Source organism: Chromobacterium phragmitis (assembly GCF_003325475.1).
Taxonomy (GTDB): Bacteria; Pseudomonadota; Gammaproteobacteria; order Burkholderiales; family Chromobacteriaceae; genus Chromobacterium; species Chromobacterium phragmitis.
In genome coordinates, this window is record NZ_CP029495.1 from 4,535,510 (window position 1) to 4,557,396 (window position 21,887).

Genomic DNA, 21,887 nt, shown 5'->3' on the forward strand with positions numbered 1-21,887 from the left:
CCGATGGCAGACATCGCGGCAGTGTTCCACTGGCCGCCGCCGGCGATGGACGCCTTCACCCTGGCTGAACTGATGGAATGGCGCGAGCGCGCCCGGCAACGCAGCGGAGCAAACGACGAATGAGCGGCATACGCAACCTGAAGCTGGAAGTGATCCTGTCGGCGATCGACAAGGCCACGCGGCCGATCAAGACCGTGATGGGCAGCTCGCAGGGGCTGTCCAGGCAGCTGAAGGAAACCAAAGACCGTCTCAAAGAGCTCAACCAGGCGCAAGCCGGCGTGGCCGCCTTCCGCCAGTTAACCAAGGACGCCAAGGAAACCGGCGACAAGCTGGCCGGCGCGCGCCAGAAGCTCAAGCAGATGCAGGAGCAGATGGCCGCGCTCGGCCCGCCCACCGAGGCGATGACGCGCAAGCTCAAGAGCGCCGAGATCGCCGTCGAAAAGCTCACCCTGGCCAATCGCAAGAAGATCGACGCCGCCAAGCAGGCCAAGGCCGCGCTCGAGACCAACGGCGTCAGCGTGGCCCGGCTGGGCCAGCATGAGCGGGAGCTCGCCGGCCGGATCGGCGACGCCACCGCGGCGATGCGCCGGCAGGAGGACGCGCTCAAGAAGCTCAGCGACCGGCAAAACCGCCGACGCGCCGCGCGCAGCGGCTACGAACAGTCACTGGAAAACCGCGATCGCGTCGCAGGTGCCGGCGCGGCCGCCACCGCGGCCGGCACCGCCGTCGGGCTGCCCGTGGTCAAAATGGTCCGTGACTACAGCAGCTTCGAAGACGCCATGCTCGGCGTCGCCCGCCAGGTAGACGGCGCGCGCGACGCCAACGGCAAGCTCACCCGCACCTACTTTGAGATGGGTGATGCCATCAAGGCCATGTCCACCCAGATCCCAATGGCCACCACCGAGCTGGCGGCGCTGGTGGAAGGCGGCGCGCGCATGGGCGTGCAAGGCAAAGACAATCTGTTGGCTTTCGCCAAAACGGCCGCCACCGCCGCCATCGCGTTCGACCTGCCGGCCGACCAAATCGGCGAGAGCATGGGCAAGATCGCCAACCTCTACAAAGTGCCGATCAAAAACATCAGCCAGCTCGGCGACGTCATCAATTACCTGGACGACAACGCGCAGTCCAAGGGCGCCGACATCATCAACGTAATGCAGCGCATCGCCGGCATCACCACTCAAGTGGGCATGAGCTACCAGGAAGCGGCGGCGCTAGGCTCCACCTTCCTGTCGCTCGGCGCGTCGGCGGAGGTCGCCGCTACCGCAACCAACGCGATGATCCGAGAATTGGCCAATGCCGCCCAGCAGCCCGCGCGCTTCCAAAAAGGACTCAAAGCGATCGGGCTGGACGCCAAGTCCGTGCAGAAGGGCATGGCCACCGATGCCACTGCCACCATCCAGCAGGTTCTCGCGGCGGTCAACAAGCTGCCAAAGGACAAACAGATCGGCGTGACCACCGAGCTGTTCGGCAAGGAGTATGGCGACGACGCCGCCAAACTGGCCGGCAACCTGCAGGAATACCGCCGTCAACTGCAGCTGACCAAAGACACGAAAGCGACGGGGTCAATGGACCGCGAAGGCGCGGCCCGCAAGGATACGCTGTCCGCGCAATGGCAGATAAGCCAGAACAAGCTGTTCAATCAATCCGCCGCGCTGGGTGAAACCCTGCGGCCTGCGCTGATGGAGGCCATGCAGCTGTTCGGCCAGGTGGTCGACAAAGTCGCGGCCTGGACCAAGGCCAACCCGGAGTTGACGGCCACCCTGGTCAAGATCGCCGCCACGGTTGGCTTGGCGCTGGCGGCGGCCGGCAGCCTGCTGTTGCTGCTCGCAGGCTTTCTCGGCCCGCTCGCCGCCATCCAGTTCGGGCTGGCCACGCTCGGCATCAACCTGACCAGCGGCATCGGCATCCTCGGCCGCCTGGGCGGTGCGCTGAGCATGATAGGCAAGGTGATGATGTGGCTGGGGCGCGTGTTTCTGATGAATCCAATCGGCCTGGTCGTGGCCGCCATCGCCGCGGCGGCCTACCTGATCTGGCGCAACTGGGACTGGATAGGCCCCAAGATGGCCGCGCTCTGGGAAGGCATCAAGCGCGTCATCGGCGCCGTCTGCGGCTGGATCATGGACTACCTGATGAACTGGACCATCGTCGGCTTCGTCGTTGAGCACTGGGAAGATATCAAGGCCATCACCCTGGCGGTCTGGACGCGGATCAAGGACAGCGTCGCCGCCGTCGCCCAGGGCATTGTCGATTTCTTCATGAACTGGACTATCGTCGGCATCATCGTCAGCCACTGGGACGCCATCAGCGCCGGGGCCAGCGCGGCGTGGGAGTGGATCAAGAACATCGCCGTTAGCGCCGGCGCGGGCATCGCCGACTTCTTCATGAACTGGACGCTGCTCGGCCTGGTGGTCAAGCATTGGGACAGCATCACCGGCTTCCTCGGCGGCCTGGCCGCCAAGTTCATGACCATTGGCTCACAGATCATGCAGGGGCTGATCAACGGCTTTCTGGGCGGGCTCGCCACGCTCAAGAATGCCGTCAACGGCGTTGGGGAAAGCGCCATCGGCTGGTTCAAGGAAAAACTGGGCATCCACAGCCCAAGCCGCGTGTTCGCCGAACTGGGCGGCTACACCATGGCCGGCCTGCAGCAAGGCATCGCTAATAACCAGGTTGGGCCGCTGGACGCAGTCGCCGGCATGAGCAAACGGCTGGCAGCCGCCGGCGCGGGCCTGGCCTTGTCGGCTGGCGGGGGTATCGCCGGCGCGGTGGCGATAGACCGGCGCGCTCCCATCACTGCCCTGCCCTCAACCCCCGCGGCCAGCCCGGCGCCGCAATACCACATTGCCATCTACGCCGCCCCAGGCATGAATGAACAACAGCTGGCGCAGATGGTGGCGCGCGAGCTGGACCGCAGAGAACGGCAACAAGCCGCCCGCGGCCGCAGCCGCCTCATCGATAAGGACTGAGCCATGCTCGGATTGCCCATGATGGCCCTTGGCCTATTCGTGTTCATGCTTGACACCGTGCCCTACCAGCAGCTGCAGCAGCAACTGAAGTGGCGGCTGCCAAGCAACAGCCGCGTCGGCCAACGCCCCGCTTATCAATTTGCCGGTCCGGACGAGGAAACCATCACGCTGACCGGCGTGCTGATGCCGGAGATCACCGGCGGAGACACCACGCTAGCCTTGCTGCGGCTGATGGCGGATCAAGGCAAATCCTGGCCACTGATCGAAGGAACCGGCAACATCTACGGTTTCTATGCCGTGGAAAGCATAGACACCACCCGCGGCGACTTCTTCAGCGACGGCAAGGCGCGGCGCATCGAATTCACCATCGCGCTCAAGCGAACCGACAGCAGCCTGATCGACACCCTCGGCGCCATCACCCACGGCGTGTTGGAACTCATCCAATGAGCGCGCTGGAGAGTTTTGAGAACGCCTCGACGGCGGCGTACCGCACCGCGGCCGGCGGCGTGAGCCAGCTGGCTGATAGCCTGACAGACGCGGCCGGACTGCCGGCATTGCAGACGCCGGCCTTCCTGCTTAGCGTGGATGGCAAAAACATCACCGGCCAGTTGCAGAACCGCCTGATCTGCCTGACCCTCACCGACAACAAAGGCTTCGAAGCCGATCAGCTGGAGTTGGAGCTGGACGACGCCGACGGCAAGCTCGAGATCCCGCCGCGCGGCGCCAAGCTGCGACTCGCCATCGGTTGGAAAGGCTCGCCGCTGATCGACAAAGGCAGCTACACCGTAGACGAAGTGCGTCACGTCGGCGCGCCGGACCGGCTGACGCTGCGCGCCCGCGCCATGGACCTGCGCGCCGGGCTTACCACCAAGAAGGAACGCAGCTGGCACAAAACCACCCTCGGCCAGCTGGTGGAGGCCATCGCCAAGGCCAACGGACTCAAGCCGGCCGTGCCGGCCTGGCTGGCCCGGCAACCGGTAGAACACATCGACCAGACCAACGAAAGCGACGCCAACCTGCTGACGCGGCTGGCGCGCCAGCACGACGCGGTGGCCACGGTGAAGAACGGGAGATTGATTTTCTGCAAGGCCGGGGAAGCCGAGTCAGTGACCGGCAAGCCCTTTCCCACCGCGCGGATCCAGCGCGCCAGCGGCGACAGCCACGACTTCGGCGCAGCGGACCGGGACGCCTACACCGCCGTCAAAGCCTGCTGGCACAATCTGGACCGCGGCATGCAGGGCGAAGTGATCGTCAACGCCGACACCAAGTTCGAACGCCGCGCCGGCGTCACCAAGCGCGGCCGCAAGACCAAGCGCAAACACCTCACCGCCACGCAGCAAAAGGCGATCGAGCCCAGCGCCGCCAACATCAAGACGCTGCGCCACATCTACGCCACCGAGGCCAGCGCGCTGCAGGGCGCCAAGGCTGCATGGGAAAAGATCCAGCGCGGCGTGGCGGAATTCAGCATCCAGCTGGCCACCGGCCGGCCCGAGCTGTTCCCGGAGCTGCCGGCCAAGGTGTCCGGCTTCAAGCCCATCATCGACGCCTGTGACTGGATCATCAGCAAGGTGACTCATCGGATCAGCGACGGCGGCTATACCTCCGCGCTGGAAATGGAGGTGCGGCTGGAGGATGTGGAGTAGTTATTATAAAAAGCAAGGAAACATATAATCTGTGCTTAGAGATTAGATCATCTTGCAATGTTAATTTAAATTGCTGTTATGAGAATTTTGAGTAAAGCCACTCACGAACTATTTCAGACCCAAACTTCTCCCGGAGCGCTTCTCTAGCGAGACCCGCATGCGAAAAAAACACCCCGCGATTAATACGATCTTGCGTGCTCTCTCCCTCTCGATCTATATAATGAAAATGTGGGGAGGACTGCCTTTTTGTCACTTCCTCTCTTTCATGCTGCATTATATTCATGCATGCTTTCTTGAAGAAGGTTGATTAAATTTTTTCTGGATTTTATTTCAAATTGTTGAAGGTCAACGAGCAGGCTAAAGTAATCCTCTGCTCCAGTATCTTTATTCCCTGGGGGCAGCAACTCATCTAAAATCATCTCGACAAGGGTCACGTTCAATTCATCATCATCCGCTGCTTGAGTATCTTGAGCCTCACGGTATTCTTTCAGATTATCTAATACACGAATGAATTCCAGGTCAACTGTCTCAAGCAGCGCAGATACTCGATAGATCGAGCGACGTAGTGGTGCTGGGACACTTTGTTCATGTTTGTACTGCAGCTTGTGTGAAGCCGCTGCCCAAATATGTTGTGCCAATGTACGTACTTGAAGCTCGATTTTTTGCCCAGTAAGCCCATTTAGGCTGGGGACGCCATTCCATCCTTCAGGCATGGTAAGTATGTAGTGGCGAGAATGGTATCCAAATTGTGCGTCATCCAGCCGGTCTGAAGTATTTTCCTCTGACATTACATTGAATATCTCCTTGATTTTTCCGTGAAATGGATCAAGGTCTCGCTGAAAGAGAAAGATCACGCGAAGCCCAAGCAAATCTTCAACTTCTTCGAGCTCCTTTGGCGTCATTCCTTTTCTCTCAAGCTTCTCTTCGATGGATTCCCAGGTTTTTACCCGGCTCTCAATGGGAACGCCAAGAGTAAGGTCGCAGTCCCTAACAAGCGCATCCAGTTGCTGGATCATTGCTTCTTTCAAGCGATTGAGCTTAGGGACTAAGTCCTGATGATCCAACTTAAGCGAACTTTCACGCGTCATTTAGTATATCCAACATGAAATATGCCTCGAATCTGAGGCGTAAGTTAATTTATTCCCTTGAAAGAACATGAGCATATCTCACTTCGCAGTGAGAGCTCGAGGCTGGCCCTACCAATATCAAGGCGCTACGCCACCGAGGCCAGCGCGCTGCAGGGCACCAAGGCAACATGGGAGAAGATCCAGCGCGGCGTAGCGGAGTTCAGCATCCAGCTGGCCACCGGCCGGCCCGAGTTGTTCCCGGAGCTGCCGGCCAAGGTGTCGAGCTTCAAGCCCATCATCGATGCCTGCGATTGGATCGGCAGCGAGGTGACCCGCCGGGTCCGCGACGGTGGCTATACCACCGCGCTGGAAATGGAGGTGAGGCTAGAGGATGTGCCAGGGTGAACAGTGTCAGTTGGCCGAGCTTTGTCTTGTCCCAGGTAGATCGCTATGTCGAGCGCCACTACGACATCCGATTCGGTTTTCTCACCCGAACGGGGTTAGAGCTAATCAACAAGGAAAAACAGGTCGAAATTTCCTGACATTCCCTCCTTTACCCTTGGTAGAAAAAACGTCCCACTTGGGGCGTTTTTTAATTTAACATTGCAATTATCCAGTGATATTTACAGAGTTGACCCATGAATGAAATTCATATAAGCAATGCTAATATATCAAAAATAATTCAAGAGATACGTGAAATCTCATTGTCTTCAAACGTATGGTTTAGAGGGCAGCCTTCGTATAAATATAATTTACAGCCTGCATTATTTCGGGGGCCTGATTTTTACTCGGAACATGACATGCTTATGGAGTTCATAAGGAGTCAACCCGACCATGCCCAAACACACAAAACAGTGTTTGAGTGGCTAACATTAATGCAGCATTATGGTCTTCCGACCAGATTGCTTGATTGGACAAGTAATTTGCTCGTCGCGCTCTACTTCTGCTGTACTTCAAATGAAAATGAAAAAGACGACTCTGGAGCCTTGTTTGTGATCAATCCTGATCATTTGCCACACAGCGTAGAGTCAGCTGAGTTTGTCGAATTGCTAATAGAAAGTAAAGTTGAATATGAGGCGATAGGGAGAATATTAAAAACAAAATATATAGAGTCTAACATTTTTATTCCTTCAGATACCCACTATGGGAAATTAATATTAAACGAAACACCAATAGATAGATTTAGAGAGGAGAGATCTGAAAAGATATCAAGAGCGTTGTCGCGGCGCGAGTCATTGATTGGCTACAACATAGAAAAAATAGAGTACGGAATTTTTCCACATGGCTCTAGGGAAAATTATGATGGTGCACATCATATATCTTCTTTTTTAAGAGGGGTAATGCAATATAAGCCGCCTCATTTGAATCCACGCATAAGGCAGCAGCATGGATTTTTTACTTTGCATGGGGGTAAGATAATGGATGGTAGAACATTTATAGTGCCGCCAGATTTGGAAGATTTGCTCGGAAGTAAATGTATTAAGATCAAAATTAATCCGAATGATAAAATCAAGATATTAGATGAGTTAAAATTTTCTGGAATTGCAGAGCATACTCTATTTCCAGAAATTGAAAAGCAAGCCCAGTATATAAAGAGGAAATGTAAATCTGATACAACTCCCAAGGGAATGTATTACTTATAAAGTAACTCTTAGCGCGCAGCTATAATTAATTATTATCCTGACAGTGTTTTTAGACGCCCGTACTACCACGTGCGGCCTATTTATTTAGTCTTGTGTGAGGTCTAATCTTCTGTGCGGAGTGAGTACTCATTGCTACCTAAATAAAAAGCACCTCTAATTGAGGTGCTTTTCCTAGGTCAATAAAAATCTATATGCTATGCAGCGCTTTCTCGTACTCAGCTGCTTGAGTAGGCGTCAATGCTTTGTCCAGGCGAATCAGTACCAAGCCATTGTGGTACTGGTACTGCGCCATCATCGGCATGGTCTTGCCGATCCTCTCCACGTACTCCTTGCGCGCCTTCAGGTCGTCTTCGCTCTTGAAGATCTCCACCGTGCCGCCGGCCATGTCTTCCTGCGGCTGCGACAGGCGGCCATCTGCCCAGTTAGCCTTGGCGACATACTGATTCGGGCGCCCTAGCAGCTTGTTGCTGTCTGTCTCTGCGGTGTACACCACTTCTTTGGCGATTGGGATTCCGGCCTTCTTGAGAGCGGACAGAACGGTCTCAGGCTTCACCTCTTGCTTGACGCTCTCGCTGCAACTGGTCAGCAGGAAAACGCTCACCATTACTGTGGCAAACAAACTCTTCATGGCATTCTCTCTTTGCTCAGGAAAAAAATGAACATATCATGCCATTCGACGGTGTTTGTGAGGCTACTGGACCGAGGTAGAGGTCAGAGCTATACCACTGGCTTAGCTATCGAGTTTTGAGAAGAAGAAATACCTGACTAGAGGACTGATTAATATCTTGGACGGCGTCTAGCTAGTTTTTTCTTTTTCTTCTCAGTATCTATAGATATGCTTTTCAGACCAACAACAATCATAACCGCTGAATAAATATTGTACATAAAAGATTTAAGCATCATGAGTGATAAAATAAAAGCAGAAACATTAATAGCATCCAATGCAGACCACAAATAGATATTGCCAAAGTTCTTAATAAGAAATCCAGAGAAGCCCCAGTCTCGTAATAGTAGAACTAGAAGTAAGGAGAAGGTACTGCCGATCAAGAAAATTATGATTGTTTTGAAAAAGCTAGCATGTATATACCTTAGCATGGACATGCCATTAATTGGCGACTCTGTTGATGCAAGGCTTACGCTCATTTCGGCACTGGTTACTGTTGCAAAAATAGTATAGCCTGCTACCAAAAATGCTAAAATGGTGTAGTACCATCCAATTAGATTGTTGGAGAATGAGGCGATGTCAGTAAATTTTATTTCTTTGCAATCAAGCCCGAAGCTGTTAAAAAGAAATAATATGATCAGTACAATAGCTGGTATCAAGATATTTTCCATGTTAAATGGAATGCTGAATACCAGCCTACATAGTCCCCAGAAACTATTTTCTTTCTGAACTTCTTGAACAACATCAATCTCTTCTTCCACGACTTCTCCCTTACCTCATATATCTCTCAAATATTCTGGTAAGCTTTCCAATGATAACTCCACCGACCCCAGCACCAACCATCTCCGGCTCAGCAACCCGACCGTGTTGTTTTAATGCAGTATACTCTTGAGATGCTTGTCTCGCCATTTGTGTCAAGCTTGCATTTGCATTAATCAAAGGGACCGATATAGCTATTTTATCCATTTCGGCATTGTCGTCCAAGTTGATCTGGTTGCTATATTGAACATTTGCGGTACCGACTTGTCCTTTTACCGTATAAAGTGTATTTTGATCTTGCACGGCTTCTATTACAGATTCAGCTGCTTCGGCTATGTCAAAGGTGTTTTCAGAATCACTATATTTCAGTATTGCATTTTTTGGATTTCCAAGCTTAACCTTTTTCTTTCTTACCGCATCTAATACACTTCCAGGAGGAACTTCATCATTAGTTCTGACAACTTCAAAAACCAATGATGAAATTGAGCCCATTTCAAGAATAGCATCTCGGATGTTGCGCTCATCAACAAGTGGAACTATGTCAATGGTTGGCATAGGGTTGAGATGGGTGAAATTTTCTCGTAGCTCTACCCATTGAGACCTTGGCCGCCCTCTACGAACAAGAGCCCGCTGTTCTTTTAGCCAAAGTCTATAAATCTTCTTTACAAAATACTCTAGCGTTGATCGAAATAATTTCAAGCTTGGCGAGCCAGCATGCTCTTGTACATATGCCATTCTATGGTTATGCAAAAATAAGGCAAACATAGATGAAGGAGAACTGTGGAGCGTATCGTCTACTTCCTTTAATGCCCCATTTTCAAATCGCTGCTCTGCTTTCAAATGGGCATCTCGTATAATTCTTCCGACTATAGCCAGTCCAGACAAGTCACCATCATCTCTTAAATTGACAAGCTTAACCCCATGAAAAACAAAAGTAGTTGAGCCGTATGTTCTCTCAAGTGCCTCACCAAAGAATGCAGGGTATATGATGTGATCAAACATATCTAGCATAGTGTTATCGCCAGAACGGCAAACAAGATTTGCAAAGTTAATTTTCTTATGTCGCATGCAGAAGGCTCCAACTATATCAATAAGAGAAAAAGAAACGCATAGCCTTTAAATGCTATTCAATATTCTATTTTTTTGCTCACTAAACTCTAGGTCTGTAATTAGCCCTTTGTCTTTCATTTTTTGGAGTTTTTCAAGACGATTAACAGGGTCTTCTGTAATGGCAGATTGTTGGCTTTTCGAGGGATGGGAGCTAATCATCCTCTCTGACTTCGCATGTAGTGCATCTCGAACTTTGTTCACAAATGGAATTACAGTTTTCTTTGGAACATTGTCGATGACGCGTTGAGCTGCGCCGTCCTCAATCATGATCTTACCGAATAAAATGCCAGTTTTGCCGGAGACTGAATTGACTTTGCCGAGCTCGATGGAGGTTTGCTTGAGCCCGAAAATCATGCCTTTGTCTAGAAAGATGATTCGACGGTCGGTCAGGGTGATCAGCCAAGTATTGGAATCCATGAGACCCGACGCAAACGCCAGTACCTGTTCACCGTCGGCGAGTACCTCGGGGAGATGGTTCAGCTCTTTCTTGGTGAAGAATTGATCATCTCCAATCTCGCGCGCTATGCGGTTGTACTCTAGCTTACGGTCTTCATCTGAAGCATTTTTGAAGTCAAAAGCCATGTGGCCTCCTGAGCAATGTGCATGTTGTTCTTGGACTGGGTGGCCGCCTGAGCAATAGGTGGCATCAGCTCGAGATTATGCAATTTTCATGCTGAGTGTGCCAGGGTATCGAGTGCATTAGGTGCAAGCTTTATCTACCCGCAGATTTCGTTAGCACCAATAAAAAAACGCCCTTTCGGGCGTTTGTTCATTTCTCTCTCAGGGCGCTTGCGTACGATCGGTAGAACCCCAAGACGGCTGAGCGGAGCTCGTCGGGGCTGTCCCGCCAGTGGCCGAGCAGCATCATTTCGTCTGGAGACAACCTGTCTTCGATGGCCTGGCCGGTGATCACATACAAGACATCAACACTGTGCTGTGCCAGAAGCGCCAACGCCTCAGCGTTTGGCGCACTGCGGCCGTCCTCATAGGACCGGTAAGCGCTAAATGACACGCCAGCTTTCCCAGCGGCCTCCATCTGAGACCAGCCGAAACGGTGGCGTTCGCGCGACAGTCGATCACCAATTGCCTTTTTTTGATCAATTTCCATTGCTTAGTGTCTTTTTTTAGACAACAATCCGATTGTGCAACTAACCATTCCGCAATCATAACACCGACATGACTACGCCCAAGCGCCGAGCCCCTCAAGGCATGCAGTCCGACAAGCCAGTCCCTGTCCGTTTCTCCACCGAGGAGAAGGAGGAGTTGGCCGAGATTGCCGATCTGGAAAACCGTTCCAACGCCAGCATGGTCCGCATCATCTACTTGATGGGCTTGCCCCATTTCAAGGCCGCGCGCGGTCTCAAGTCACGATAGACCGTGGTTGTCCGAACAAGTACCACAAACGCAAAGGAATAGATTGTGGACAGCCTGAAGGGTAGCTACCAGATGATGTGCCGGGCCATGAATGGCGGCTGGGCCGCCATGGCGCAGGCGCTGGGCGCGTCGGTCACCAGCCTGCAAAACAGCGCGTACTGCCGCAAAGGGCAGCAGATGACGGTGAAGCGCGCCATGGCGATGCAGGCGGCCAGCCGCACCCGCTATTTCGTGGAGGCGGTGGCGAGGGAGAGCGGGGGCGTGTTCATTGAGCTGCCGCCGGCCGCGGAGTTCGGCAATGCCGACATCCAGGAGAAGTATGTCGAGCTGCTGGAGCTGGTGGGCAGCCTGGCGCGCACCTACCGCGAGGCCACCAGGGACAACGAGGTGGACCGCTACGAGCGCCGCGATCTGAAAGCGCTGGAATACCAGATTTGCCAGCTGGTCACCCAAATCAACCAGATGACCTTCCTCATCTACTGCAAGCAGGAGTCCTAACCATGGCAGCCAAGTGCGCTCATTGCGGTTCCGTCGCCTACACCCGCTCCAGCCGCCATCTGTCGCTGGTCACCCAGGAAGAGTACTTCCAGTGCAGCAATATCGCGTGCGGCCACACCTTCACCGCCATCCGCGAGCACCGCGAGACGCTGTCCCCCTCCGCCATGCCCAATCCGCAGGTGCGGTTGCCGCAGGCCAGCCGGGCCAAGCTGGCCGCGGTGAGGATGGCGCTGAACAAGCAGCTGGATGAAAACCAGCTGCCGCTCAGCCTAGACAGCCAGTAAGCCCTTAATCACCCGAAACACCCCGCGCCGTCGCGCCCTGCCACAGGGCTGCGAGGGACGAGTCTTGCCTACGGAAACGCAATATGGACGCCCACCTTCACCAACAGATTCACGAACGGTTCGACCGGGAGTTCCGCTTCAAGAAGGAGCAGAGCGGCTGGTTGCGCCAGGGCGTGTGCCCCGGCTGCGGCAAGAAGGAGCTGTACGTCAACGCTGAACACCCGTGGGTAGTGCGCTGCGGCCGGCTGAACCATTGCGGCTACGAGACTCATGTCCGCGACCTGTACAGCGACCTGTTCGAGGAGTGGAGCGAGCGCTTTCCCAAGCAGCCGGACAACCCCAACGCCACGGCGGACGCCTACCTGCAGCACGACCGCGGCTTCAGCCTGGACAAGATCCGCGGCTGGTATAGCCAGGAAAGCTACTGGAGCCCGGAGCTGAAAATCGGCTCCGCCACCGTGCGCTTCGCGCTGCCGGGCATCGGTTACTGGGAGCGCATCATCGACCGGCCGCACCGCTTCGGCCGCCGCAAGGCTTCCTTCCAGGGCAACTACGGCGGCGCCATCTGGCAGGCGCCGGGCCAGAGCTTCACCGGCGTGGAGGAGATCTGGATCGTTGAGGGCATCTTCAAGGCCATCGGCCTGCTGCATCACGACATCACCGCGGTGTCGGCGCTGTCCACCACCAATTACCCGCACCTGTTCCTGGCCGGCCTGGCCGAGCTGTGCGACGCCGCCGGCCGCGATCGCCCGGCACTGGTTTGGGCGTTTGACGACGACCCCGCCGGCCGCAAGGCCATCCGCGCCTTCGTCAAACGCGCCCGCGAAGACGGCTGGACTTGCAGCGCGGCGCTGTCGCCGGCCATCGGCAAGGCCAAGCGGGATTGGGACGATCTGCACCGCATCGGCGCGCTCACGCCGCAAAACATCAAGGACTACCGCCATCACGGCGCGCTGCTGATCGCCGGCAGCGCCGGGGAGAAGGCCGCGCTGATGTACATGAAGCACGGCCTGCAAACCTTCCCGTTCGACTTCGACCGCCGGCTGTACTGGTTCAAGCTGGATATGGAGAAGTTCGGCGCCGAGCTGGACGCGCTGATGGAGAAGCACCCGGACGCGTCCGAGGAAGAACTGCGCGGCCAGGCGCTGGAGCGGTCCCACAGCGTGCAGGAGATCGCCAACTGCCTGCCCGCGCCGCTGTACAACCTGCGCAGCGAAGTCACCGACGAGAGCTGGTACTACTTCCGCATCGATTTCCCGCACGGCGGCCCTTCGGTCAAGGGCACCTTCACCGCCGGCCAGATCACGTCCGACAGCGAGTTCAAGAAGCGGCTGCTGCACCTGGGCGCCGGCGCGTACTGGTTCGGCAACAAGCACCAGCTGGACAAGCTGGCCAGCCGCTGGACCTACAACATCAAAACCGTCCAGACCATCGACTACCTGGGCTACAGCATCGAGCACGGCTGCTACGTGTGGAACGAGGTGGCGGCCAAGGGCGGCCAGTTCTGCGCGATCAACGAAGAGGACTACTTCGACCTGGACAAGCTTTCCATCAAGAGCCTGTTCAAGTCCATCCGGCTGGAGGTGAACACCGACCTGAAGGCCTACCGCGAAGACTGGTTCTCCAAGCTTTACCTGTGCTTCGGCGCCCGCGGCGTGGTGGCGCTGGCCGCCTGGTTCGGCAGCCTGTTCGCCGAGCAGATCCGCGCGCAGTTCGAGAGCTTCCCCTTCATCGAGATCGTCGGCGAGCCCGGGGCCGGCAAGACCACGCTGATCGAGACGCTGTGGAAGCTGGTGGGCCGCAATGGGCATGAGGGCGACGACCCGATGAAGGGCTCGATGGTGGGCCTGATGCGCACCATGGCGCAGGTTTCCAATTTGCCGGTGGTGCTGATCGAGTCCGACCGCAGCGACGAGGGTGCCGACAGCAGCCGCGGCCGGCCGCGCGCGGCCTTCCATTGGGATGCCTTCAAGAGCCTGTTCAACGGCGGCAGCCTGCGCACCACCGGCGTCAAATCGTCCGGCCTGGACACCTACACTCCGCAGTTCCGCGCCGCGCTGTTCATCAGCCAGAACGCGGCCGTGCAGGCCTCCGCGCCGATCATGGAGCGGATCGTCCATATCTGGTTCGACAAGGCACGGCAGAGCACGGAGGGCCGGGAGGCGGCGCTGGCGCTGGGCCGCATGGCCGCGGCAGACCTGAGCGGCTTCATGGTGAAGGCCATCCAGCAGGAGCAAACCGTGCTGGCGCTGATGGAGGAGCGCCAACGCAAGTACGAGCTGGTCATCCAGAACGCCGGCGTCAAGAACCTGCGGGTGCAGAAGAACCATGCCCAGCTGATCGTGATGGTGGACTGTCTGTCCGCCGCCTGCGCCATTACGCCGGAGCAGCAGCAGGAGGCGAAGGAGCTGCTGCTCGAGCTCGCCATCCAGCGCGAGACAACCCTGGCCGCCGACCACGCCGTCGTCCAGCAGTTCTGGGAGATCTACGACTACCTGGAAAACGACGAGGACGGCTGCTCGCAAGTGCTCAACCACAGCCGCGACAGCGGGCTCATCGCCATCAACCTGAACCACTTCATCGAGGTGGCCAGCGACCGGCGCCAGACCCTGCCGGACATCGGCGAGCTGAAGAAGCTGCTGCCCACCAGCCGCCGCCACAAATTCATCGAAGCGAACAAGACCGTGAACAGCGCCATCAACGCGCAGTTCAATGCGCGCTCCAGCGGCCAAAAGCGCGCCAGCACCGTGAAGTGCTGGGTATTCGAGGCCAAACGCAATGCCTGACACCCGGAAAGGAGCAAGACCATGCAGTCTCAATTCCATCGTCTGATCGCCGCGGCCGACGCCGTGCTGGGGCAAGTCCAGAACGGCGAACTGTTCTGCCACGGCGAGCCGTACATCAGCCGCAACAGCGTCATCCTCGATGAGCTGGAGTCCGCCACGGAGGAAGCGCGGCGGCTACAAGCGCTGGACCAGGGAGAAGCCGCATGAACCTGTCCCAGCTCGATTACCTGGACCAGATCACCTCCGACGCGCTGAACCAGATCGACAGCCGCGTCGGCCAGCTGTCTACCGGCGAGCGCCTGTACGTGGCGCTCGCCGCCAACCGCCTGGACCTGATGCCGGGCTACACCATCCCGCAAGCGCTGGCTCGCCTTGGCGACGACGATGTCGCCGAGCTGATCGCCCGCTGGCAATACGCATAAGGACGCCAAGATGAACCTCTACACCCACGCCGCGCTGGAAATCATGCAGGAGTGCCACGGCCATCTGCGCAAGCTGGAGCATGCCGTTCCCGCCATCAGCCAGGCCGAACAGCTGGCCGCGGCCCTGACCGGTGCCGGCGTCCAAACCGAGGCGCGCTATGGTCTGAGCGCCGGCGTGCACCTGAAGGCGGTGATCAAGCGCTATCACCGAATGGCCGCCATCCGCGTGCTGCACGCCAAGGCGACCGACACCGGCCGCGTCGTCGTCAACGAGAACAACACCCGCTTCATCTTGATCCCCGCCAGCCACGCGGACACGAACACCCAGACCATCGAACTGACCTTTGAGGAGATCTGACATGCACGCTGCCATCACCCACACCCCGCGCGAGATCCGCCGCAAGCTTGGCCTCAATCAGCAAGAGTTCTGGAGCCGCCTGGGCGTGACCCAGTCCGGCGGCAGCCGCTACGAATCCGGCCGCAGCATGCCGAAGCCGGTGCGCGAGCTGCTGCGCCTGGTGCACATCGAACAGATCGACCTCTCCACGGTGCGCCGCGAAGACTTCGAAATCGCGGCCTATCTCAAGAGCGCGCATCCGGATCTGTACCTGAGCCTGAAAAGGGCCATGGTCGGCCAACAAGAGAAAGGCGAATCATGAAGCTGTCCATGAGCGCGGAGGGTTTCTGCCTACCGGAGCGACAACTCCCAGAACTAACTCGACTACCCAAAAAGCGGGTTCGCCTGTTGGTGGTAAACGCAGCACCGTCTCTGCGCTACGTTTCCAAGGTGGAGATTTCTGGACGGAAGTATTGGGCAGATCACTCCACCGGCACGTTATATCGCCAGGACAATGGCCGCTGCGTGGGCAGCAGCAGGCTGCAACTGGACTTGTCGTCTCTGCAGTAGTGCGACAGGCCGGGATGATCATGTTTCTGACCGAGATTGAAATCCAACGGCTAACCGGCTACAAGCGCCCGGCAGACCAGCTTCGCTGGCTGCTGGAGCGCGGCTGGCTGCATGAAACCAATGCAGCCGGCCGGCCTATCGTGCTGCGCCGCTACGCTGATAGCCGGCTGTCCGGCAGCAAAGCTGCAAACCAGGCCATGCCCGCCGCGGGCATGGTCCCTGATTTTTCCAAGGTGAACCGTTGATGGGCCGTAGACGCACCGTACACAAAAAACTGCCCGCCCACATGCACCGCAAGGGCAACAGCTACTACTTCGTCCAGATGGTGGACGGGCGCCGTTCATGGGTGCCTCTGGGCAACGACCTGGCCATCGCTCGGCTCAAGTGGGCCGAGCTGACCAATATTGGCGACGCCGAGGTCGAGGACATCACCTTTGCCGTGGCGGTGGCGCGTTACCGCCGCGATGCGCTGCCGGCCAAAGCGGCCAAGACTCAAGAGGAGTACGACCGGGCGCTGGACCGGCTGCTGGCCGTTTTCGGCAAAATGCCGCTGGATCTGATCATCCCGCAGTACGTCAGGAAGTATCTGGACGAGCGAAAGGCAAAAGTCGCCGGCAACCGTGAAAAGGCGGTTCTGTCCACGGTGTTCAATCACGCGCGCGAGTGGGGATATACCAAGGCCGCCAACCCCTGCGCGGGAGTGAAAGGGAACACGGAAACCGGCCGGCTGCGCTACATCGAGGACCAGGAGCTGCTGGCCGTTTTGGACCACGCCTGCCGGCCGCTGCGCGATGCGATGGAGATCGCCTACTACACCGGCCAGCGGCCGAGCGACGTGCTGAAGCTGAAGCGGACGGATATCCGCGAAGGCACGCTCTTTTTCCGCCAGAAGAAGACGGGCACCGCGCTGCGGTTTGCGATCGATGGCCCGCTGTTCGACGTGCTGCTGCGGATCACCACCGATCCAATCCAGATCCCGGCCGGCGCCGTGCGCTCGCTTTACCTGATCCAGAACGAGGAAGGCCAGCAGCTGGGCTATCGGGCGCTGAACTACCGCTTCAACAAGGCATGCAAAGCCGCCGGCATCCCCGACTTCCAGTTCCGTGACATCCGCGGCAAGGCCGGGACCGACACGGAAGACGTGACCGGCCTGGGACATGCCCAGCGCCTGTTGGGACACAAGAACCGGAAGATGACCGAGCACTACATCAAAGAGCGGCTCGGCTACCGCGTAGCCCCGACGCCGAAGCTGCTGATCAAGCAGAAAAAGCGGGCGTGACCCTTCTACAAAAGGTGCCAAGAACCGCGTAAAACCTAGGGAAAACAAGGGGTTTTTGACATGTTTTGTAGAAGCGAAAATGAGCTAAGCTATTGATTTGTTACGTCTTGCAGCACAACTTGTAATCAGGGGGTCGCGAGTTCGATTCCTGCCGCCGGCACCAAATAAAATCAAGGGCTTGCAAGATTTTTCTTGCAAGCCCTTGATGCATTTTAGACGGAATATTAGACAGCACTGTCCAATCCCCCCGGGCGAGCTGCCGCATCTGTGCAGAAGGTCAGCCCCGGGGAGCGTTTAATCCTTGCCGGCTACAGTCAGGCCGGCCAGTAAACCCGTTTCAGCGGCAACAGCACGCGCGTTTCCAGGTCCATCGCCTGATAGTGTTCGAGGATGGCCTCGACGAGGTCATCCAGATTCATCAAGGTGATGGGGTTATTTGCGCGTTCGGCCTCGTAATAGGCTTCACGTGAGAACCCGCCAGTGCTGACGTACAAACCCTTGTCGCCAGGGTGCCGGATGACGGCCAGAAAACCACGCACTTCCTTCGTACCCATCTGGGCGCGGCGATGCTTCACCTCGACGATGATGCGCGGCTGCTCAAAACCGAAGCCATCCGGCGAAGCAACAATATCCTTCCCGCGGTCGGGCCCCGAGGGCGATACGCGGGTTTTATACCCCATGGCGCGCAGCAGTCCCGCTGTGAGGTCCTGCATCTGCTCCCAATCGAGTTTGCTCACCCGGTCTTTGATGAACTCGAGGGACCTTGCTTGCAAGTCCTGCAGGAGGTCCTCTTCCTCAAGCCCCTCGTCTTCCTCGCTCGCTTGTTGTGGCTTCCCGCCGCTCATCAGGGCTTCAAACTCACAGTAGATTTCTGCCGAGACCTTGAAGAGGGTCAATGTCGAACCCAGCGAGTTCTTGGCCTTGACCGTCAAGTCATCCCGCGCCACCTCGTGCAGCCACTCGATCTGGCGGTAGGTCGGAAACTCCCCCTCAAACAGGGTAGCGTCATACCGTGCCTCACTGACAATCCTGCCAACCAGATAAATACGGCGGGCACTGTCGTAGGTAACTACTTGGTCGCCGACTTGCACTTCGCGCACAAACCGGAACACCTGCCCCGCGGCGCTGCGCTGTTTGGGCTTTGAATCCTCCGGGTAAGCCTCCGCCATACGCTGTGAAAAGTCTTCGCGTGTGACGAGGTCCAAGGTATTCCCCGCTTCAATCCAGCCAATGGCCACGATAGCCATGGATTTGAATTCCGGAGCAAGACGGCCGCCGCTATCGGCGCGCACGAGCCAGGTTGAGGCCATAGCAATCCTTTTTTGACATTATTTTCATAAAAACCCGCATCAAATCCACGCTTCCCCGAGTGCCTGCGCCTGCTGCAGCACCAACTCCACGGCGCCGTCCTGCTGGTCCGGCGGATACTTGTACTTGCGCAGAATCCGCTTCACCATCAGCCTCAGCTTGGCGCGGACGCTTTCGCGCGCCGACCAGTCCACGCTGAGGTTTTTGCGCAGATTGTCAGTCAGCTCATGGGCAATCTTCTTCAGCGTCTCGTCCGTCAGCTCGCGCACCGCGGACTCGTTGTTGGCAAGCGCGTCGTAAAAGCGGATTTCATCTTCAGTGAGGCCCAACGCTTCGCTGCGGTTGGCCGCTTCATGAAACTTCTTGGCCATCTCGATGAGTTCCTCGATGACCTGAGCCGTTTCAATGGAGCGGTTCTGGTAGCGCTTCACCACATTGGCCAGCATTTCGGAGAACTTCTTCTCCTGCACCACATTGCCGGAGAAGCGGCTTTTCACCTCGCCTTCCAGCAGGCGCTCCAGCAGCTCTACCGCCAGGTTACGCTCAGGCAGATTGCGCACTTCCGCGAGGAACGCCTCGTCGAGAATACCGATATTGGGTTTATCGAGACCCACGGCTTCGAACACATCCACCACTTCGTCGGACACCACCGCCGAGCCGATGATTTGGCGGATAGCCAACTCCCGTTCTTCGTCGGTGCGCTTTTGCTGGCTGATATCGCGCTTGGTCAGAATGACTTTGACGGCCTGCATGAACGCCACTTCCTCGCGCACGGCCTTGGCTTCGTCCAGCGTGCAGCACAGCGTGAAGGCCTTGCTCATCGCCAACGCGGCATCGGCGAAGCGCTTCTTGCCATCCTCCAGCCCCAGGACATGGTTGGCGGCGCCGGCCAGGCATTTGTGTCCCGCCGTCAGGAAATCGCTATAGTCGTAGCCGTGCAGCATGCCCTGCAGGATGTCGAGCTTCTCCGCCAGGATGGCATAGGCTTCCGCGGCGTCCACGGTCGGCTTGCCGCGGCCATTGCTGGCGGTGTATTCCTTGAGCGCCGATTTCAGCTCGTTGGCGATGCCGATATAGTCCACCACCAAGCCGCCTTGCTTGTCCTTGAACACCCGGTTGACCCGCGCGATGGCCTGCATCAGGTTGTGGCCTTTCATCGGCTTGTCCACGTACAGGGTATGCACGCAAGGCGCGTCGAAGCCGGTGAGCCACATGTCGCGCACGATGACCAGGCGCAAAGGGTCGGCGGGGTCTTTGAAGCGTTTTTCCAGGCGCTTCTTGGTTTGATGGTTGTAGATGTGCGGCCGCAGCAGCGCTTTGTCGCTGGCCGAGCCGGTCATCACAATCTTGATGGCGCCTTTCTCGGGGTCGGCGTCATGCCAGTCCGGACGCAGCCTGATGATTTCCTTGTAGAGGTGGACGCAGATGTCGCGGCTCATCGCCACCACCATGGCCTTGCCGTTTTGCGCCTTGCAGCGTTCCTCGTAATGGGCCACTAGGTCCGCCGCCACGGCTTCGATGCGCGGTTCCGCGCCCACCACCTTTTCCAGCACCGCCCAGCGGCTCTTCAACTTGGCCTGCTGGCTTTCCTCTTCATTCTCGGCCAGCTCGTCCACTTCTTCGTCTATCAGCGGCAGCTCGTCGGCCTTGAGCGACAGCTTGGCCAGGCGGGACTCGAAATAGATGGCCACCGTGGCCCCGTCTTCCTTGGCCTGCTGCATGTCGTAGACGTGGATGTAGTCGCCAAACACCGCCCGGGTGTCGCGGTCCTCGCTGGACACCGGAGTGCCGGTGAAGGCGACGAAGGTGGCGTTGGGCAAGGCGTCGCGCAGATGCTGGGCATAACCCACCTGATAGACGGCGTGCGGCTCCGCCGCCCGCTGGACCTTATCGTCATTGGCGGCGGCTTTCGGGGCTTTCAGGGTCTTGAGCTTGGCCTCAAAGCCATACTGGGTGCGATGAGCCTCGTCGGCGATGACCACGATATTGCGGCGGTCGGACAGCATGGGGAAGCTGTCTTCGTCCTCGCCGGGCATGAACTTCTGGATGGTGGCGAACACGATGCCGCCGGAAGGCCGGTTGGCCAGCTTGGCGCGCAGGTCCTGGCGTGTGGCCACCTGTACCGGCTGCTCGCGCAGCAGGTCCTGCGCCAGCGAGAACACGCCAAACAGCTGGCCGTCCAGGTCGTTGCGGTCGGTAATCACCACGATGGTCGGGTTTTCCATGGCGGCGTCCTGCATCACCCGCGCGGCGAAACAGGTCATGGTGATGCTCTTGCCGCTGCCCTGGGTATGCCACACCACGCCGCCCTTGTGGCTGCCGCCGGGGCGCGACGACGCCACCACCTGCTGAATGGCGGCGCGCACCGCGTGAAACTGGTGGTAGCCGGCAATCTTCTTCACCAGCTTGCCGTCATCCTCAAACAGCACGAAGAAGCGCAGATAGTCGAGCAGATAAGCCGGCGCCAGCACGCCGCGCACCAGGGTTTCCAGTTCGTTGAACTGCCCCAGCGGGTCCAGCGTGACGCCATCGATGGTGCGCCACTGCATGTAGCGCTCGGCATTGGCCGACAGCGAACCCATGCGGGCTTCGGAACCATCGGCAATCACCAGGATTTCGTTGTACTGGAAAACGTCCGGTATCTGCTCCTTGTAGGTTTGAATCTGCTCGTAGGCTTTCCAGATATCGGCGTTTTCATCCGCCGGGTTCTTCAGCTCCAGCAGCGCCAGCGGCAAGCCATTCACAAACAGGATGATGTCCGGACGGCGGCTGTGGCGCGGCCCCTTGATGGCGAATTGGTTCACCGCCAGCCATTCGTTGGCGGACGGATTGGCCCAGTCGATGAGGCGCACAAAGTCGCCGCGGGTTTCGCCGTCTTTCCGCACCTCCACCGGCACTCCGCCCACCAGCAACTGGTGGAAACGACGGTTGGCGGACAACAAGGCCGGAATGCCCAGCTCCTGCATCTGGCGCAGCGCATCCTCGCGCGCCGCCAACGGAATGCCCGGATTGAGCCGGGCAATCGCGCTACGCAACCGCTCCAGCAGCAATACCTGACGGTAATCGGCCCGCTCGCAATCAGCGCCTTCCGGCGCCAGGTCCGGGCCGAACAGACGGGTGTAGCCGACATCTTCCAGCCAGCCTAGGGTTTCCTGCTCCAGTTGGTCTTCAGTCATG

24 protein-coding genes are annotated in these 21,887 nt (G+C 57.6%); 16 read left to right on the forward strand and 8 right to left on the reverse strand.

Annotated elements, in window-relative coordinates:
* Positions 1-3: 3 nt before the first annotated feature.
* From DK842_RS21445 to DK842_RS21460, 4 genes are read left to right on the forward strand one after another with little or no spacing between them, the layout of a single operon-like run.
* On the forward strand, positions 4-123 hold the full coding sequence (locus DK842_RS21445) for a GpE family phage tail protein (RefSeq protein ID WP_114063305.1): 120 nt from the start codon (positions 4-6) through the stop codon (positions 121-123).
* Positions 120-2,966: a phage tail tape measure protein gene (locus tag DK842_RS21450; protein ID WP_168194952.1), complete on the forward strand. Its 2,847-nt coding sequence runs from the start codon at positions 120-122 to the stop codon at positions 2,964-2,966. Before DK842_RS21445 ends, DK842_RS21450 begins: the two co-directional genes overlap by 4 nt.
* A 3-nt stretch (positions 2,967-2,969) precedes the next feature.
* Entirely contained in the window at positions 2,970-3,413 is a 444-nt protein-coding gene (locus tag DK842_RS21455; protein WP_198414594.1) for a phage tail protein, read from the forward strand.
* Positions 3,410-4,609, forward strand: coding sequence for a phage late control D family protein (locus tag DK842_RS21460; RefSeq protein WP_114063308.1), 1,200 nt, complete (start codon positions 3,410-3,412; stop codon positions 4,607-4,609). Before DK842_RS21455 ends, DK842_RS21460 begins: the two co-directional genes overlap by 4 nt.
* 263 nt (positions 4,610-4,872) lie before the next feature.
* On the opposite strand, the gene DK842_RS21465 is transcribed toward DK842_RS21460, so the two are convergent.
* Positions 4,873-5,697 (reverse strand): GTP pyrophosphokinase, encoded by an 825-nt coding sequence (locus DK842_RS21465; RefSeq protein WP_114063309.1) that lies wholly within the window; start codon positions 5,695-5,697, stop codon positions 4,873-4,875.
* Between the two features lie 57 nt (positions 5,698-5,754).
* Here DK842_RS21465 and DK842_RS21470 point away from each other — a divergent pair, with 57 nt between their 5' ends.
* Positions 5,755-6,081 carry a hypothetical protein gene (locus tag DK842_RS21470; RefSeq protein WP_114063310.1) on the forward strand — a complete coding sequence of 109 codons (327 nt, stop codon included), beginning with the start codon at positions 5,755-5,757 and terminating at the stop codon, positions 6,079-6,081.
* 233 nt (positions 6,082-6,314) lie between these two features.
* Complete coding sequence (locus tag DK842_RS21475; RefSeq protein ID WP_114063311.1) at positions 6,315-7,319, forward strand: FRG domain-containing protein; 1,005 nt, start codon at positions 6,315-6,317, stop codon at positions 7,317-7,319.
* Positions 7,320-7,506: 187 nt separating this feature from the next.
* On the opposite strand, the gene DK842_RS21480 is transcribed toward DK842_RS21475, so the two are convergent.
* From DK842_RS21480 to DK842_RS21495, 5 genes are all read right to left on the reverse strand, one after another.
* Entirely contained in the window at positions 7,507-7,947 is a 441-nt protein-coding gene (locus DK842_RS21480) for a hypothetical protein (RefSeq protein WP_145964113.1), read from the reverse strand.
* Between the two features lie 149 nt (positions 7,948-8,096).
* Complete coding sequence (locus DK842_RS23190; RefSeq protein ID WP_145964114.1) at positions 8,097-8,744, reverse strand: hypothetical protein; 648 nt, start codon at positions 8,742-8,744, stop codon at positions 8,097-8,099.
* A 10-nt stretch (positions 8,745-8,754) separates the two neighbouring features.
* Positions 8,755-9,810: a hypothetical protein gene (locus DK842_RS23195; protein ID WP_145964115.1), complete on the reverse strand. Its 1,056-nt coding sequence runs from the start codon at positions 9,808-9,810 to the stop codon at positions 8,755-8,757.
* A 48-nt stretch (positions 9,811-9,858) separates the two neighbouring features.
* Positions 9,859-10,434 (reverse strand): PH domain-containing protein, encoded by a 576-nt coding sequence (locus tag DK842_RS21490; protein WP_114063314.1) that lies wholly within the window; start codon positions 10,432-10,434, stop codon positions 9,859-9,861.
* Positions 10,435-10,621: 187 nt separating this feature from the next.
* Positions 10,622-10,960: a helix-turn-helix domain-containing protein gene (locus tag DK842_RS21495; RefSeq protein ID WP_114063315.1), complete on the reverse strand. Its 339-nt coding sequence runs from the start codon at positions 10,958-10,960 to the stop codon at positions 10,622-10,624.
* A gap of 68 nt (positions 10,961-11,028) precedes the next feature.
* Between DK842_RS21495 and DK842_RS23200 the strand changes: the two genes are divergently transcribed.
* The 10 genes from DK842_RS23200 to DK842_RS21540 all read left to right on the forward strand — a co-directional run bounded on the left by DK842_RS23200 (position 11,029) and on the right by DK842_RS21540 (position 17,402).
* The gene (locus DK842_RS23200; RefSeq protein ID WP_145964116.1) at positions 11,029-11,226 is read left to right on the forward strand and encodes a hypothetical protein; all 198 of its coding nucleotides are present in this window, start codon (positions 11,029-11,031) and stop codon (positions 11,224-11,226) included.
* Between the two features lie 45 nt (positions 11,227-11,271).
* Positions 11,272-11,724, forward strand: a complete 453-nt coding sequence (locus DK842_RS21500; RefSeq protein ID WP_114063316.1) for a YmfL family putative regulatory protein — start codon at positions 11,272-11,274, stop codon at positions 11,722-11,724.
* Positions 11,725-11,726: 2 nt separating this feature from the next.
* The gene (locus DK842_RS21505; protein WP_114063317.1) at positions 11,727-12,008 is read left to right on the forward strand and encodes an ogr/Delta-like zinc finger family protein; all 282 of its coding nucleotides are present in this window, start codon (positions 11,727-11,729) and stop codon (positions 12,006-12,008) included.
* A gap of 83 nt (positions 12,009-12,091) precedes the next feature.
* Positions 12,092-14,794: a toprim domain-containing protein gene (locus DK842_RS21510; protein WP_114063318.1), complete on the forward strand. Its 2,703-nt coding sequence runs from the start codon at positions 12,092-12,094 to the stop codon at positions 14,792-14,794.
* 21 nt (positions 14,795-14,815) lie between these two features.
* A complete protein-coding gene (locus DK842_RS21515) occupies positions 14,816-15,001 on the forward strand; it encodes a hypothetical protein (RefSeq protein WP_114063319.1) in 186 nt (61 codons plus the stop codon).
* Positions 14,998-15,216 (forward strand): hypothetical protein, encoded by a 219-nt coding sequence (locus DK842_RS21520; protein ID WP_114063320.1) that lies wholly within the window; start codon positions 14,998-15,000, stop codon positions 15,214-15,216. The genes DK842_RS21515 and DK842_RS21520 overlap by 4 nt, the downstream gene beginning before the upstream one ends.
* Before the next feature lie 10 nt (positions 15,217-15,226).
* A complete protein-coding gene (locus tag DK842_RS21525; protein ID WP_114063321.1) occupies positions 15,227-15,574 on the forward strand; it encodes a hypothetical protein in 348 nt (115 codons plus the stop codon).
* A 1-nt stretch (position 15,575) separates the two neighbouring features.
* Positions 15,576-15,875, forward strand: a complete 300-nt coding sequence (locus tag DK842_RS21530; protein ID WP_114063322.1) for a helix-turn-helix domain-containing protein — start codon at positions 15,576-15,578, stop codon at positions 15,873-15,875.
* Positions 15,876-16,143: 268 nt separating this feature from the next.
* The gene (locus DK842_RS21535; protein ID WP_168194953.1) at positions 16,144-16,368 is read left to right on the forward strand and encodes a DUF4224 domain-containing protein; all 225 of its coding nucleotides are present in this window, start codon (positions 16,144-16,146) and stop codon (positions 16,366-16,368) included.
* On the forward strand, positions 16,368-17,402 hold the full coding sequence (locus DK842_RS21540) for a tyrosine-type recombinase/integrase (RefSeq protein WP_198414595.1): 1,035 nt from the start codon (positions 16,368-16,370) through the stop codon (positions 17,400-17,402). The genes DK842_RS21535 and DK842_RS21540 overlap by 1 nt, the downstream gene beginning before the upstream one ends.
* 314 nt (positions 17,403-17,716) lie before the next feature.
* On the opposite strand, the gene DK842_RS21545 is transcribed toward DK842_RS21540, so the two are convergent.
* Both DK842_RS21545 and DK842_RS21550 read right to left on the reverse strand, forming a co-directional pair.
* Positions 17,717-18,712: a restriction endonuclease gene (locus DK842_RS21545; RefSeq protein ID WP_114063324.1), complete on the reverse strand. Its 996-nt coding sequence runs from the start codon at positions 18,710-18,712 to the stop codon at positions 17,717-17,719.
* 39 nt (positions 18,713-18,751) lie between these two features.
* Complete coding sequence (locus DK842_RS21550) at positions 18,752-21,886, reverse strand: type I restriction endonuclease subunit R (protein WP_114063325.1); 3,135 nt, start codon at positions 21,884-21,886, stop codon at positions 18,752-18,754.
* Position 21,887 lies beyond the last annotated feature (1 nt).